Source organism: Rhodopseudomonas rhenobacensis (assembly GCF_014203125.1).
GTDB classification, from domain to species: Bacteria; Pseudomonadota; Alphaproteobacteria; order Rhizobiales; family Xanthobacteraceae; genus Rhodopseudomonas_A; species Rhodopseudomonas_A rhenobacensis.
Window position 1 is genome coordinate 312,812 of sequence record NZ_JACHIH010000002.1, and the last position, 12,764, is coordinate 325,575.

The 12,764-nt window shown below is 62.1% G+C and carries 18 protein-coding genes; 6 read left to right on the forward strand and 12 right to left on the reverse strand.

What is annotated here, in order from left to right; translation table 11 throughout:
* Nucleotides 1–154 precede the first annotated feature (154 nt).
* Nucleotides 155–751 (forward strand): cysteine hydrolase family protein, encoded by a 597-nt coding sequence (locus HNR60_RS03285; protein WP_184254223.1) that lies wholly within the window; start codon nt 155–157, stop codon nt 749–751.
* A gap of 343 nt (nt 752–1,094) precedes the next feature.
* On the opposite strand, the gene HNR60_RS03290 is transcribed toward HNR60_RS03285, so the two are convergent.
* A complete protein-coding gene (locus HNR60_RS03290) occupies nt 1,095–1,334 on the reverse strand; it encodes a hypothetical protein (RefSeq protein ID WP_184254225.1) in 240 nt (79 codons plus the stop codon).
* The gene (locus HNR60_RS03295) at nt 1,331–2,110 is read right to left on the reverse strand and encodes a hypothetical protein (protein ID WP_184254227.1); all 780 of its coding nucleotides are present in this window, start codon (nt 2,108–2,110) and stop codon (nt 1,331–1,333) included. The genes HNR60_RS03290 and HNR60_RS03295 overlap by 4 nt, the downstream gene beginning before the upstream one ends.
* Before the next feature lie 501 nt (nt 2,111–2,611).
* Here HNR60_RS03295 and HNR60_RS03300 point away from each other — a divergent pair.
* Nucleotides 2,612–2,941, forward strand: coding sequence for a hypothetical protein (locus HNR60_RS03300; RefSeq protein ID WP_184254229.1), 330 nt, complete (start codon nt 2,612–2,614; stop codon nt 2,939–2,941).
* Between the two features lie 365 nt (nt 2,942–3,306).
* Here the strand turns inward: HNR60_RS03300 and HNR60_RS03305 are convergent, their stop codons facing one another.
* The gene (locus tag HNR60_RS03305) at nt 3,307–3,453 is read right to left on the reverse strand and encodes a hypothetical protein (RefSeq protein WP_184254231.1); all 147 of its coding nucleotides are present in this window, start codon (nt 3,451–3,453) and stop codon (nt 3,307–3,309) included.
* A gap of 241 nt (nt 3,454–3,694) precedes the next feature.
* Here HNR60_RS03305 and HNR60_RS03310 point away from each other — a divergent pair, with 241 nt between their 5' ends.
* From HNR60_RS03310 to HNR60_RS03325, 4 genes are read left to right on the forward strand one after another with little or no spacing between them, the layout of a single operon-like run.
* Nucleotides 3,695–4,591 (forward strand): exonuclease domain-containing protein, encoded by an 897-nt coding sequence (locus HNR60_RS03310; RefSeq protein ID WP_184254233.1) that lies wholly within the window; start codon nt 3,695–3,697, stop codon nt 4,589–4,591.
* Nucleotides 4,592–4,645: 54 nt separating this feature from the next.
* Nucleotides 4,646–4,978: a GPW/gp25 family protein gene (locus HNR60_RS03315; RefSeq protein WP_184254235.1), complete on the forward strand. Its 333-nt coding sequence runs from the start codon at nt 4,646–4,648 to the stop codon at nt 4,976–4,978.
* Nucleotides 4,975–5,382: a hypothetical protein gene (locus tag HNR60_RS03320; RefSeq protein ID WP_210313194.1), complete on the forward strand. Its 408-nt coding sequence runs from the start codon at nt 4,975–4,977 to the stop codon at nt 5,380–5,382. The genes HNR60_RS03315 and HNR60_RS03320 overlap by 4 nt, the downstream gene beginning before the upstream one ends.
* Before the next feature lie 60 nt (nt 5,383–5,442).
* The gene (locus HNR60_RS03325; protein WP_184254238.1) at nt 5,443–5,862 is read left to right on the forward strand and encodes a hypothetical protein; all 420 of its coding nucleotides are present in this window, start codon (nt 5,443–5,445) and stop codon (nt 5,860–5,862) included.
* Here the strand turns inward: HNR60_RS03325 and HNR60_RS03330 are convergent.
* From HNR60_RS03330 to HNR60_RS03370, 9 genes are all read right to left on the reverse strand, one after another.
* Nucleotides 5,859–7,463: a terminase large subunit gene (locus HNR60_RS03330; RefSeq protein WP_184254240.1), complete on the reverse strand. Its 1,605-nt coding sequence runs from the start codon at nt 7,461–7,463 to the stop codon at nt 5,859–5,861. The two genes, HNR60_RS03325 and HNR60_RS03330, sit on opposite strands and share 4 nt — an antisense overlap.
* Nucleotides 7,429–7,830 carry a phage terminase small subunit P27 family gene (locus HNR60_RS03335; protein WP_184254242.1) on the reverse strand — a complete coding sequence of 134 codons (402 nt, stop codon included), beginning with the start codon at nt 7,828–7,830 and terminating at the stop codon, nt 7,429–7,431. The genes HNR60_RS03330 and HNR60_RS03335 overlap by 35 nt, the downstream gene beginning before the upstream one ends.
* Complete coding sequence (locus HNR60_RS03340) at nt 7,830–8,156, reverse strand: phage head closure protein (protein WP_184254244.1); 327 nt, start codon at nt 8,154–8,156, stop codon at nt 7,830–7,832. The genes HNR60_RS03335 and HNR60_RS03340 overlap by 1 nt, the downstream gene beginning before the upstream one ends.
* A 3-nt stretch (nt 8,157–8,159) precedes the next feature.
* Nucleotides 8,160–8,465: a head-tail connector protein gene (locus tag HNR60_RS03345; protein ID WP_184254246.1), complete on the reverse strand. Its 306-nt coding sequence runs from the start codon at nt 8,463–8,465 to the stop codon at nt 8,160–8,162.
* A gap of 453 nt (nt 8,466–8,918) precedes the next feature.
* The gene (locus HNR60_RS03350; protein ID WP_184254248.1) at nt 8,919–9,194 is read right to left on the reverse strand and encodes a spike base protein, RCAP_Rcc01079 family; all 276 of its coding nucleotides are present in this window, start codon (nt 9,192–9,194) and stop codon (nt 8,919–8,921) included.
* 3 nt (nt 9,195–9,197) lie between these two features.
* Entirely contained in the window at nt 9,198–9,584 is a 387-nt protein-coding gene (locus HNR60_RS03355; RefSeq protein WP_184254250.1) for a hypothetical protein, read from the reverse strand.
* Between the two features lie 13 nt (nt 9,585–9,597).
* Nucleotides 9,598–10,800, reverse strand: coding sequence for a phage major capsid protein (locus HNR60_RS03360; protein ID WP_184254252.1), 1,203 nt, complete (start codon nt 10,798–10,800; stop codon nt 9,598–9,600).
* Nucleotides 10,797–11,321: an HK97 family phage prohead protease gene (locus HNR60_RS03365; RefSeq protein WP_210313196.1), complete on the reverse strand. Its 525-nt coding sequence runs from the start codon at nt 11,319–11,321 to the stop codon at nt 10,797–10,799. The genes HNR60_RS03360 and HNR60_RS03365 overlap by 4 nt, the downstream gene beginning before the upstream one ends.
* A complete protein-coding gene (locus HNR60_RS03370) occupies nt 11,318–12,469 on the reverse strand; it encodes a phage portal protein (protein WP_246432789.1) in 1,152 nt (383 codons plus the stop codon). The genes HNR60_RS03365 and HNR60_RS03370 overlap by 4 nt, the downstream gene beginning before the upstream one ends.
* Nucleotides 12,470–12,764: the final 295 nt, after the last annotated feature.

A 12,764-nucleotide genomic window follows, 5' to 3' on the forward strand; every position in this document is an offset into this window, starting at 1 on the left:
AACGTGGCGCCGGCAGCCCGAGCGCGGCGGCCGTGCGGCCCGGAGCCGCTCCCAGCACCGGCCGCGCGACTGGAAAAACCGGCGAAACTCTGCGCAAGGTCTGTGCGCCCGCGCTTGCCGCTTCGCCCGCCTTCGAACTTCGATGGAGCCCGCCATGTCCACCGCCAAGACCCTGCTGCAACTCGCCGGCGCCGATCTCACCCCGGCCAAGCTGCGCGACGCGGCGCTGCTGCTGATCGACATCCAGAACGAATATCTCGAAGGTCCGATCGCGGTCGCTGGCGCCGAGGCCGCGGTCGCCGCAGCCGCGCGGCTGTTGCAGGCGGCGCGCGCCGCCGGCACGCCGGTGTTTCACGTCGCGCATCAGGGCAAGGCCGGCAGCCTGTTCGACCGCGCCGCGCCGCGCGGTCAGCTGGTGGACGCGGTGGCGCCGATCGGCGCCGAGACCGTGGTCGAGAAGACCTTGCCGAATGGCTTCGCCGCGACCGAGCTGCACGCGCTGGTGACCGCCACCGGGCGCAAGCAATTGCTGCTGGCCGGGTTCATGACGCATATGTGCGTCTCCTCCACGGCGCGTGCGGCGCTCGACCTCGGCTATCGGGTCACCGTGGTGCCGGACGCCTGCGCCAGCCGCGATCTGCCGGACGGCCAAGGCGGCGTGGTGCCGGCCGCGACGATTCATAAGGTCGCCCTGGTCGAACTCTCGGACCGTTTCGCGGTGATCGCAGCGGCCGCCGACCAGATCGACTGATCGGCGGCGCACACTGGTTCGCGAGCGACGCCGCCGTCCAACCGCCTTGCCAAGCCGGCCGGGGTCCGATATCGGCTTGACCTCACGGGTTGGGAAGGGTGGCCGAGCGGTTTAAGGCACCGGTCTTGAAATTCGCTAACGAGCGTCCGTTCCCGTCTCGTTCTTTCCCATAAAGTCCCATTTCATAAGGAAAAACGTATAGGGCGAGACCTGTTGATCCCGCCCTATGTCGTCGTCTGCTACCGAGTTGGGTTGCAAAATGGTAGCAATCTGTTCGCCGGCTGTTCTCTCAGTCGCCCAGCCTCATCTGGCAACGTTGCCAGATGAGGCTGGGCCGATTGCCTCATGGGTTGCGAAGTTTCCGCACGATCTCGCTCGCTTGCTCGTGCCTGGTCCTAATCGCCCTGGCGTGGTCGACCATGCTGAACAGAACACGCTGGAAGCCATCGACGGCATCGCCTGAGACGGCCTCGATCTTGACGTTGAGTAGCAACGACGAAAGCTGGAAGATCGCGCAGTATTCATCTTCCATGGCGTCGATCGCCTCTGCGATATCGCTGAGGAGTTCTGCGGGCGTCTTCATGACAGCACCACCACCGGCCCGAGCGGCCGAACGTTGCTGAACCGCGCGTGGCGGTACTGACGGCGCCGGACCTCGACGGACGCGGCGTCGGGCTCGCGGGCTTGCTCGCGGTCATCGCCGGCACCGGCGTTGACGTCTTGGTTGACCTCCTCCGGTCGGCCCAGCGAGGGCTCGGCGTCGCCGCCGTCCTCGTCGTCATGGTCCTCCTCGGCATCCTCAGCGCCTGGCGTCGGCACTGCCGACGCCGTCACGCCGCAGAGCGACGGCTCCAGGTCGCTCTCGTCGCCTTCCCGGTCGTCGGCGCTGCCGGACGTCGTTTCGTGCTGTTCGCCGTCCCGTGAGCGATATGGCCAGGTGAAGCCCGGCGATTCGTCGCCGGTCATCACCGGCTCGGAGAAGCCTAGCGTCGGCTCCAGGTCGCCGCCATCCTCGTTGTGCTCCGGCTCTGCCTCGCGATCGACGTCCCACGCCGTCCCTACATTGGCATATCGACCGCAGCGCGACTCGACGTCCGTCCAGCCGAGATCGGGCTCATTCTCGGGCGGCTCGCATTCGTCGCCGTGGCCGTCCCGGACGACGCCCATTGTTGGCTCCAGGTCCGGATCCGGCTCGATCGAATCGAGGAACGTCAGAAGGCGCTCGATCTCGTCTTCGGCCTCCCTGCGGAGGCGCCCGATTGCCTGAAACAGGGTTTCCGGGGTGACGTCGGTTCGAACGTATAGAGGCGCCTGCTGAGGCGCGGTGGCCCGTTTCCGAGCTGCTTTGGTGCGTTTCATTTGGGATATACTCGCGATTGACGGCTTCTCAGGGCCGGTTGCCAGCGACAGGCTGGCGCCGGGAGTCTGAGAACACGTCCGCGAGAACGTGCGCCATGGCCTTTCCCCGAAGGGTCTTGCATAGCCGTGGCACTCCCGGCATACTTAGCCGGTCGCAGCCCACGGCAAATGGGCGCGTCTTGATTTCAGCGGGTTTGTGAGCCCGGCAAGGCTCTTGGCCCGCCTATCGCGGATGAAGCGCAATCCCCGGCAAGGGACCGCTTCGGGAGTTCTCAGGCTCCGCGAATACCTTCCCACCGATCTGTAAAAAAATCCACCCCTTCGCGGGGCGCTTCGGCGCGCGTTGGTTTCTGCACAACTTGTGCAATAACCCCGATCGACGAAAGTAAATCCAAAAGGGTACGCACACCGCACGTACCCCGACAACCTCAGCGGGTTGCCTGTGAATAGCCGGGACAACGGCGCGGATGGCCACCATCCACCGACCGACATGCAATCCTGATGATGAAACGCGAATCAGCACAGGCATTGGCCATGTCCGAAAAAGAACTCTTGATCTCAATTTGCTTCATCAACCGCAGCGGCCAGATCGAGCGCGAGGGGGAGACCTACACGCCTGCCGATTTCGGCGGTTCGGTGCCCATGGTCGGCGACCGAATCCTAGATCCCGGCATCGCGCTGCTTCACCGCGACGAGAAGCCCGACTTCAGCGATCCGGAGCGGCGCGAGTTCTGGCTTGTAAAAGAGCGCATATTCAATCCCGAGCACCCGAGTTGCGCGCTGGTGTGCGAATCGGAAAAGACCGGCGAGCGCTACGTGAACCTGCTCTAGCCGCTCGCGCGTAACGCTGTGACGAAACGTTACGTCCACCGTTACGGTGACCGTTACGGTCGGATGCGATCCGACCTTGGCACGCGTAATCTGCGGCCCCTCTTGAGGGTGGGCAGTGTGCGCCCATCCATTGGGCCGGCTCAATTTCGTGCCGTTTAAAATCAATGACTTAACGCCACAACCAGAACTTTCGCTCAAAAATGCGCGAAACCCGTGATGGCGGTGACATCGGTTTTGCCACAACTTGTGGCGAAACCCGGTGGGAATCACCACCTCGCAAAGGTGTTGCAGGTTGCAACACCTTGCCCTTGCCGCCAGAAACGTGGGCAAGTTGCCCGCCTTTCGCGTCAAGTTGACGCGAAACCTCACGGCGCCAAGGTGTTCCAGACTCGAACACCCTTTGCTGCGGAAAGTGGAGCAAGTTGCGCCAGTTTGCGCCAACACCCGATTTGGTCGAAGCTCAGCAGCACCACCGCCGCGTCGCGCTGGTAATGCACCGCCTCTGATTCCATGCCTGGCGGCACCATGGCGGCCCCGCGGCCGATCGAGATGACGCCGGCGGCGTGACGAAACTTGAGCGTGACTAACAGATCGCGGAGTGGATCAAGATTACCGACGGAATTTCGGTGCAGTCTGCACCGAAAATGGGCCGCGGCAGAACACGGCGGCACCACCGCGCCGAAAGTCGATTACCCTCTCTCTTGCGCGCCCGCTCTGGTTGCGGAATCAATGCCATGGCATTGGGGATATCGGATGTCCGAAGTTACGGACTTCATCGCGCTGGACGTCGAGACGGCGAATGCCGACTTCGGCAGCATATGCTCTATCGGACTCGTGCATTTCCGAGCTGGCGAGGTCTTCAAGTCGCTGACGATTTTGGTCGACCCGGAAGACGATTTTGATCCGGTCAATATCGGCATCCATGGAATCCGCCCTGAAGACGTCGCGGGAAAGCCGACGATGGCGCGGGTCTTTCCCGTCATTAGCGCCGCGCTTCAGGACACGGCCATTGTTCATCACAGCCCGTTCGATCGGACTGCACTTACCCGCGCCGCTGGCAAATACGGCACGGGCGGCTTGCCATGTACTTGGCTCGACAGCCTACAGGTTGCTCGCCGAACGTGGACCGGGTTTCGAGACGACGGGGGCTACGGCTTAGCCAATCTCGCCCGAGCATTCGGCATCCAGTTCAAACACCACGACGCGGCGGAGGATGCCCGGGCCGCAGGCCTCGTGTTGCTTAGGGCGATGAGCGACGGTGGCGTCACGCTGCAGCAATGGGTCGATGAACTCGGCTATGAATCGACCGCAACCAGCAAGCCGTTACGGCGGACGAAGCCGAGCTATGCGACGAAGTGCGCTCAATCAGGCGCGGCTACCGGACCGCTTGCGGGCGAAACCATCCTTTTCACGGGCGCGCTGCAGATCCACCGTGCTGAGGCTGCCCGCGCTGCCGCTGCAGCCGGTTGCGACGTGGTGGACAGCATATCGAGGAAGGTCACAATTCTCGTCGTCGGCGATCAGGATCTGCGCTTCACCCGCGGGCAAGAGAAAAGCTCGAAGCACCGTAAGGCGGAGGAGATGATCACCAGGGGACACGCAATGAGGATCGTCGGAGAAACCGACTTCATGGCGATGGTCAGTGGTTAACAATATCCAAGCCCATATATAGTAATTCATCTTCAAGGATAAGTGAGTCCCGACATGGTTGGCATCGACAGCAACACCGGAAAAGTCATCGATCGCACTCAGCACATTATTCAGTCGATCGGAGTTCTTTTGACCACACCGCTGGGAACGAGAGTTATGCGGAGAGACGTTGGATTCGAGGTTTTGGAAGAATCCGGAAAACCCCGTCGTGGCTACGACTCCGACGCCATCGAGGCCGCAGCAAAAAAGGCGCTCTCGACCTATGAGCCACGCATTCATGTTGACTCGATACAGTCCGTGATTTCCGATGGCCTTCTATCAGCAATCACGGTCCACTACCGTGACCGTGAGGATGACGCGCCCGGAAGCGTGACGATCAGATATTGATGATGTCAACACCAGAGGACAAAGTCTATTTCAAGGACTGGTTCGTAGAGTCCTCTGACCGCTCCGTATCGCAACGGATGCGATCGCTCTGCAAATGGTGGCTCGAACTGGTCCGCAATATCGGCGTTGTTGCGCTACTTGGCATCTTTGCCGAACGTGCGGACAATTGGGCAGTCACTCTAATCAGTAACATCAGCCTTGGGGCGGTGTGCTTCTCTGCAGCAAGCTATGCGCACGATTGGATCGTTAACCCCTTCCCTCAAAGAGCGAAGCGTTCCAAACTCTGGAACGCGCTTGCCTTGGCAATCGCAGCTCTCTTCACTTTGGCTGTTTGGTTTCTGATCATTACTTTGGTTAGCGTGTCGATTCGAGAGATCTCTCATATTCAAGGCGCAAAAATTTAATCTCTACTAATCGACGGTGACCAGCGATCTCTTCTCAAGCCGGGCACACAGGAGGACAGAATGGATATCGCGGGCGCATTGGCTTCGGCGGCTGCCGCTCTGAACATCGTCAAACAGTTGAACGATGTTGACCGAAGCCTCGGCGAGGGCGAACTCAGGGCAAAGATCGCGTCCCTCTATGTCAACCTCGCCGAGGTAAAGATGGCGCTGGCGGATGCCCAGCAGGAAATCCATGAAAAGGACCGTGAGATAGCCGAACTGAAGAAACGCACTGCCCTGGCCAAGCCGATGATAGAGGTACACGGATTTAGCTACGAGGCGGTAGAGGGCAAGCCAACCGGCGGGCTACCCTTCTGTCCGAACTGCTTACTGGAGGAAGTGCAGATACGCCCAGTGAAGGTCTTACACGCCTTTCAATGTCCACGTTGCAAATCGCATTTCTCTCGCCTTCAATACATGAACGCGCAACCCGCCCCCTAGAAGCTCGCCATATCCTCGGTGAAGGCATCGGAATCGTAGAACGACCGCGTCTCCGAAGCCGCAGCGCGCGAAACTACCATCCATGTCGCCACCGCGCCGTCGATGCGATCGCGCGATTTGCCTTTGTGCATAGTTCTGTTTCCCGCACTGTCGGTGTGGATGGCCACGTTGTCGAAGCACCACCGCAGCACCGGGTGGCCACCGTGCAGGAGCTTGCCGGCAAGAATGACGCGCTCCAGCTCGTTCAGCGCCGGTGATTGCGTCACCCATCCCTGCCGGATTGTCGCGGTCGGCAGGCCATCATCGGTCAGCGGCCCCATCACCGCCTGCGCATAGGCTGGATCGAAGCCGATCTCCCGCACGTCGAACCGCTCATTGAGGCCACGAATGCAGGCCTCAACGGCGCTGTAGTCAATCACGTTGCCCGGTGTCGGCGTGAGAAACCCCTGCTCTGCCCAGGCCGGATAGGGCACGCCATCACGATCGGCGCGCGCCCGCAGGTTGTCGCCGGGGCAGAAGAAATGCGGCAGCACCACGAAATCGTCATCCTTGCGGATGCACGCCACCACCGCGGTTAAGTCGGTGGTGGTCGACATGTCGACGCCGATCCAGCACGGCAGGCCGTCCAGGCCGTCCGGCAGCACGCCGCCGCCCCGGTCATAGATCGCCATGTCGATGAACGGGTCGGTGCTGTGATCCAGCCAGACGTTCAGATTGTACTGCCGGAACGTTTCGCGGGCGGTGATGCTGGTTTCGCCCTCACGCGCCAGCTGGCGCAGACCCTCAATGTCCTGGTAGCCGAGCGACAAACCGGGGTTCGCCGCGTACCAAAGCGATTCATCCTTCCAGTCGGCGTCCGCCGGGGTTTCGAACAAGATCGGCAGCATGGTCGGGTCAATAATCTCGCCGCTTGCGACTTTGCGCGCGCGATCGACGATCTCGAAGGCGATATTCTCTTGGCCGCGGCCACTGGTCGTCGCCACCACCAACAGCGAGCCCTGCGACTTCACCATCGCCGACTTCAGTGCTTTCCAGAGTTCGGCGTTTTTCCAGATGTGCAATTCGTCGGCAAACACGAAGGCTGGCGTTCGGCCGTGCTGCGTGCCAGCGTCGCCGCTGATCGCCTCGAGGAACGAACCGTCCCGGATGAAGTGGATGGTTTTCACCGAATTGTGCGCGTCGTAAATCCGCGTCGCCGCGACCAGGCGCTTGTCTTCCCGCACGATGCCGGCGGCCTCGCGGAAGCCATAGCCGGCCTGTTTGCGGTCGGATGCCGCGAGGATGTTTTCGCCGCCCGGCACCCGCTCCGGGCCGATGGTGTGCAGCAGCGACAGCGCGCCGGCCAATGACGTCTTGCGATTACCGCGAGCAATTACCAATACAACTGTCTTGACGACGCGGGTGCCGTCTTCATTGCGGGGTCCATAGATGCGGCGGATGATGCGCTCCTGCCATTCATCCAGCCGAAAGGCTCGCTTCGGCAGCGTACTCTTGGGATGACGTAGCGCGCGCAAGAACTGCACGGCTCTTTCACCGTGACCGAGCGGATCAGCGATTTCGCTGCCGTCAAAAATCCAACGGGGATACGTCTTCGTCATCATCATCTTTCCGCACTGCCGGCCGCGATCGGCTGACAGGTGTGAGACCGAGCTCTGAGGCAAGGCGCAGCGCACGCGTCATAGCGTCTGATTGGATAGCAACAGCCGGGTGTCGCTTCGGACCGGACTCGGCGGAGAACACATGGCCTTCGGCTTGCAGCGTGCGTTCCATCTCCCGGACGGTGCCGAGCGCCACGCAATAATTCTCGAGCGAACCAAGATCGGCAACCGTCAAAATGCGACGCTTGCGGATGACCGGGAACACGCGCCGCCATTCGGCCTTGGCGTCCTTCGACATCCACGACGGCGCCTTGATGTCCCGCAGCACCGTGCCGTTGTCGACCACCAGCGTCGGTTTCGTGCCGCGCATCAGGCCACCTGCCCTTGCGAAATCGTCCTGATCTCCAGGCCCCGCGCGCGGCCGATCTCCTTGGTCTCCTTGATGTCGTAAACGAGGCCGTCATAGACCACGCGATCGACGTTGGTGACGCCCGCCAGGTAGCGCGACCGAAACACGATGACGGTGTCCTGGCTGGTGCCGTAGTTGCGAATGAACTCCTCGGTGCCGGCCTGGATCAGCTGAGCGCGCAGCGTGGCGAGTGTCACCCATTCCTGGATTTCATTGCCCATGCCGTCATCACCCGTGACGGTGAAACGCTGGATCTCAATCACACTGTCGAGGTTGCCGGAACGCATGGCTCAGCCCGCCCAGCTCCAGTTTCGGTATTCGTTCACAATGTCGGACACGCCGATCGGCAGCGACTGCGCAGTGACGCCCACCAGCACCGCCTCGCGGTTTTCGTACCAATGTGCCGCCAGCTGGCAGACGCATTCCTTCAGCGGCGCCGGAATCTTCGTCGGCGTGTACTGATCGGAGATCTTGAAGCCGAGCAACTGTTCGATATGGCACTGCGCGGCGCAGATCTTGCGCTCGATCAGTTCGTCGTCGACGTCCAGCGTCTGATTCAGCTGGGCCTTGACCTCTTCCAGGGTGACGATCGCCATCTAAAAAACCTCAATTCGGGGATCTCTTGCGGGACTGAGAATGCGCCGGTCCCTGGCGATTCCGCGAAGACGTCGACCACCCCCCGGCCTGCCGCGCCTCGCCTGACTGTTCGGCGCTGCTGTGGCATTCGGTGCAGCGTGGCGCCCAATTGGATCGGGACCAAAACAGTTTCATGTCGCCACCGTGCCGAACGATGTGATGCACCAGCGTGGCCGGCTTGCCGCATGGCTTGCCATCCACAACGCGCGTGCACCGCGGATGCTCGGCGATGAATGCGCGGCTTTCGGTCCGCCACTTCCCGTCATAGCCGCGGGCGGAAGCGGAGGGCCTGACCGCATCGTGCTTGGCCTTGCGCTCGGCTGCGCGCTTGGCCTGACATGGGCACAGCACATCAGACGGAAGCCGACGCCCGCAGCAACCACGGATGGATGGCGCGCGCATCGGCATGGTTGCTAGTCCTCGATTGTCCGCACGGTGGCGGTGGTGCCGGTGCTCTTCACCCGACGAACTTGGTAGGGCGGGATGAAGCCAACCGGCACGTCGGCATAGCTGATCGGATCGTTGTCGGCGTTGCCGGGCGGGATGAAGGACAGGCTCCCCGCAGCGGTGACGGTGATCGCTTTGACCGGACCACCAGCAATATCCGCGCTGTCAGACTTGGCGATAGCCAACCCCTTGGCGCCGAAGCTGCTGGTGTTCGTCGAGAACTCGGAAAGCTTGCTCACCATGGATCAAGCCACCGGACGATTGCGGGCGTTGCCCAGCACGAACACCGCGCCGACCGCGACGGACGTGCCGCTGTTCTTGGTCACCACCACCCGGACATAGCGCTTATGTCCGATGTAGCTTTGCTTGACCGTGGCATCGGCCGCCAGCGCCGCCGGCAACACCCCGACCAGCAGATCGGCCGGAACGTCGGTGAAGTCGCCGTCCGCGGTGGTGTCGGATGCCTGCAGCTTAGCGGCGAAGCTGCCGGCGCCGACGATCGCGCCGCTGTTGAGAACCAGGGCCGCGCCTTCATAGTCCTGCAGATCGACCGCGTTGCCCTTGATGGTCGCGGCCTGCACCGCGGGAGACAGCGCCAGGACGACGCCGATGTTTGAAGCAAGATCGCGCATGGTGCTGTTCCTTCTAGCTAACGGCGCAGGTGATCTTCTTGAGCGCCGCGGGCCGAATGACCGCGCCGCCGACGCGCCGGGTGGCGTGAATGCGGGTGATGCCGTTGGTGGCGAGCAGGTAGGGATTGACCAGGATGCTGAGCGCCAGGCGATCGATGATCCTGTAAGAGGTCGCGATATCGCCAAAAGCAATAGGCGTTGCCCCGGCGCCGATGGCATCCATGTCCGGGACTTCGACCACCGGACGGCCCAAGATGCTTTCCGGCTGCCCAAGCTGCAGCGATGGCTGCCACAGGAAGTTGCCCTGGCCATCCTTCAGCTTGCGGATCGCGGCGAGCGTCGATCCGGCCATCAACCAGGTGCCGCGCTGCCGATAGGCGGCCTGCAGCGAGTAGAACACGTTGATCAGCAGGTCGGCGGGGGCGGTGCCGAGCGTCGCCGCGCTGCCGGTCGGGACAGAAACGACGTCGCCGTTGGTCAGCAAGCCCTCGGGCATCAGCGGTCCGGAGCCCTTGACGAAGGCGGAGCCTTCCTTCTGTCCGAAGTCTTCGGAGAGCGCCATGCGAACTTCAGCCTCGGCAACGCCCGCACTGTCCGCGAGCAGCTGGTTCGAGATGTCGACGAAGGTGTTGATCTCGCGAACCGGGATCTCGACCTGACCGAAGCTCGGCTCCGAACCCTCCTGCGCCTGGAGCTCGCCCTTCCACTTGCCGTTCGTGGTGCCGATGCGCTTCGGATACGCCACAGCCGGCGACGTGGTGCTACGCACCGTGGCGAGGCCGCGGATCGGCGAATATTCGACCAAGTCGCGGATGAACTCGGTCGACAATTCGGTCGGCGCCAGATAGCCGCCCTGCGGATCGCTGGAGACGATCAGGGTCTTGAGTTCGACCGGGTCGGCCCGATCGCCCTGGCGCAAATACGAATGGAAGGCCTTCTTTTCGGATTCGGCCTGTTCGTCCTTGGTCTTGTCCGTGGCGCCGGGGCGGTTGACCTTGGCCTCGATCTTGTCCAGCCGCTCGGTCAGCTTCGGATCGGTAGCCGGCGCCTTGGTTTCCAACGCCTTGAACCGATCGTCGAACTTCTTTTCGAACTCGGTCGAAAAGTCGCCCAGCGCCTTGGTGATGATCGAGGCCGGATCGGATTCATCACCTTCCTTGATGGTGAGATCGAGAGCAACGCTGCCAAGCAGCGTGTTCTTAGCAACGTTCTTCATTTCGATGTTCCTGCCGTGAGCGCCGCCGTGGCGCGGTTGATGGCCTGGGCGATTGCCAGCGCCTCGATGACCGACTTCGCGCTGGTAAGGCGCGCGCCGGGATGCATTCCCACCGGGACCATGCTGCACTCGATCAACTCGGCTTCGCTGATGGTGCGGCCACCGCCCTTGCGGGGTTTCGCTTTCTTGGTGATGAAGCCGACAGAGACGGCGCGGATGCCACCGGACATGACCAGCTCATGGCATTCGGTTGCCATGGCGACCTTTCCGACGAGGATCTTGCCGGAGAGATGCAGGCCGTCCGCCTTGTCGGTGGCCTGGCTCCACGCGCCGATCGGGCTTTTCATGTCGTGGAAGGCCAGCATCGGCAGCGGCAGATCGATGTCTCCGAACGCGCCCTTCTCGATCACGTCGCCGACACGGTCAGGCTTGCCATAGGGCCACGCAAGACAGGAGACCACGCCGGCATCGTCGGCAATGATCTTGGTCGTGAAATATGCCCGATCCAGAGCGTTGCTCATGCTGCCGCCTGCAGTTTCTGTTTCGGTGGGGTCTTGTCCGCGCGCTGGTTCGAACCGTCCGCCGCCGGGGTGTCGGTGCTGATGTTGGTGTTCTCGTAGACGTCGCCGCCATCGTAGGGCTGCAGCCCGATCCATGACCGGCCCTCGTTGGCGTTGAGCACCTTCGACGCCCGCAAGCTGTTGATCGCCGCGGCGCGCTCGGTCAGGCTGGCGCGGGTCAGGTCGTCACGGTCGAAAACGACGCGATACGAAGCCCGTTCGTCTGTGGAGAACAGCGCCCGGCGGAAACAGTTTTCCAGCGCGTGCAACCACGGCTCCAGGCTGTAGCTTAGGAACTCCTGCCCCTGTTGCTCCCCATTGTTGTAGGTGACGCGGTCCAGCTCATAGGCCATGCCCGGCGGGATGCGAAAAGCCCGGCAGATCTCCAGGATTTGGAATTTCCTGTTTTCGAGAAATTGGCTGTCGGTGCTGTTGAGCGTCAGCTGCTGGAAATCTGCATCGTCCCACAGAACGGCCGTCTCGCCGGAATTGTCCGAACCGGAGAACGCCGCGCGCCAGCCGGCCTTCATCTTCTTCAGCCCCTCGTCGCCAAGGGTTTTCTTGAACTTGATGACACCGCCCGGCCGGGCGCCCTTTTTGAAGAGGTTGAGCGCGTGGTTTTCCAAATGCCACGCCACCGAGATTGCGCGCATCGCCATGGTCAGCGGGCATCGGCTGAACGGTGACCGCAAATGGATGACGTCGGCAGCGTCCAGCGGACGGCTATCGATACGATAGCTCGGCTCGCCAGTGTCGGCATAAGAAACAGAAATCTTGCCCGGCTGGTACAGGATGATTTCGTGCGGCCTGCCGTCCACGCGGTTGATCCAGGCAATGCCGCCCGCGTCGCAGGTCAGCGCCTGCACCACTAGGTCGCGGACCAGTTCGAAGGCGCTGGTCCAATCGTTGACCTGATCCTGCAGCAGCTTGGCGACGGGATGCTTGGCGTCGTCGGTTTCGGTGCCATCGTCGTTGACCCGGACAACCTTGATACTGAGCGTCGCCGCGGCTTCGCTGAGCGTCCGGATCGCGGTGCTGACCACCGGAACGTCGAGGGCCTGAGCGCGCGTAATCGCGCCCGGCAAACCTGCCCCGAAGATGCTGAGCAACTCGGGATCCGGATTTGCCAGCGACGCCTTGGTCTCAAGTGCTCGCCTTGGCCATAACCGCATTATCAGTCTATGCGGCCGAACCACCGGAACGGTCTACCCCGCATGATCGGGAGATATCTGGCACATTCTCGCAAGACCTTGCAGCCTTGCTCAACATCCACCGCGACAAGGCCGTGCGGAGCGCGAAGTAACGCCCACCCGGCTTGCTGACCGGACAGTCTGGCAGCTGCTCCCACCGATACACAGTATCAACGCTGACCTCGGCAAAATCTGCAATGGCTTTGGCGCCCCA

Bases quoted from the DNA above. Each gene is read 5' to 3' on its own strand.
- HNR60_RS03285 (WP_184254223.1), top strand. From the start codon at position 155: ATGTCCACCGCCAAGACCCTGCTGCAACTCGCCGGCGCCGATCTCACC.
- HNR60_RS03290 (WP_184254225.1), bottom strand. From the start codon at position 1,334: ATGAAGACGCCCGCAGAACTCCTCAGCGATATCGCAGAGGCGATCGAC.
- HNR60_RS03295 (WP_184254227.1), bottom strand. From the start codon at position 2,110: ATGAAACGCACCAAAGCAGCTCGGAAACGGGCCACCGCGCCTCAGCAG.
- HNR60_RS03300 (WP_184254229.1), top strand. From the start codon at position 2,612: ATGATGAAACGCGAATCAGCACAGGCATTGGCCATGTCCGAAAAAGAA.
- HNR60_RS03305 (WP_184254231.1), bottom strand. From the start codon at position 3,453: ATGGAATCAGAGGCGGTGCATTACCAGCGCGACGCGGCGGTGGTGCTG.
- HNR60_RS03310 (WP_184254233.1), top strand. From the start codon at position 3,695: ATGTCCGAAGTTACGGACTTCATCGCGCTGGACGTCGAGACGGCGAAT.
- HNR60_RS03315 (WP_184254235.1), top strand. From the start codon at position 4,646: ATGGTTGGCATCGACAGCAACACCGGAAAAGTCATCGATCGCACTCAG.
- HNR60_RS03325 (WP_184254238.1), top strand. From the start codon at position 5,443: ATGGATATCGCGGGCGCATTGGCTTCGGCGGCTGCCGCTCTGAACATC.
- HNR60_RS03330 (WP_184254240.1), bottom strand. From the start codon at position 7,463: ATGATGACGAAGACGTATCCCCGTTGGATTTTTGACGGCAGCGAAATC.
- HNR60_RS03335 (WP_184254242.1), bottom strand. From the start codon at position 7,830: ATGCGCGGCACGAAACCGACGCTGGTGGTCGACAACGGCACGGTGCTG.
- HNR60_RS03340 (WP_184254244.1), bottom strand. From the start codon at position 8,156: ATGCGTTCCGGCAACCTCGACAGTGTGATTGAGATCCAGCGTTTCACC.
- HNR60_RS03345 (WP_184254246.1), bottom strand. From the start codon at position 8,465: ATGGCGATCGTCACCCTGGAAGAGGTCAAGGCCCAGCTGAATCAGACG.
- HNR60_RS03350 (WP_184254248.1), bottom strand. From the start codon at position 9,194: ATGGTGAGCAAGCTTTCCGAGTTCTCGACGAACACCAGCAGCTTCGGC.
- HNR60_RS03355 (WP_184254250.1), bottom strand. From the start codon at position 9,584: ATGCGCGATCTTGCTTCAAACATCGGCGTCGTCCTGGCGCTGTCTCCC.
- HNR60_RS03360 (WP_184254252.1), bottom strand. From the start codon at position 10,800: ATGAAGAACGTTGCTAAGAACACGCTGCTTGGCAGCGTTGCTCTCGAT.
- HNR60_RS03365 (WP_210313196.1), bottom strand. From the start codon at position 11,321: ATGAGCAACGCTCTGGATCGGGCATATTTCACGACCAAGATCATTGCC.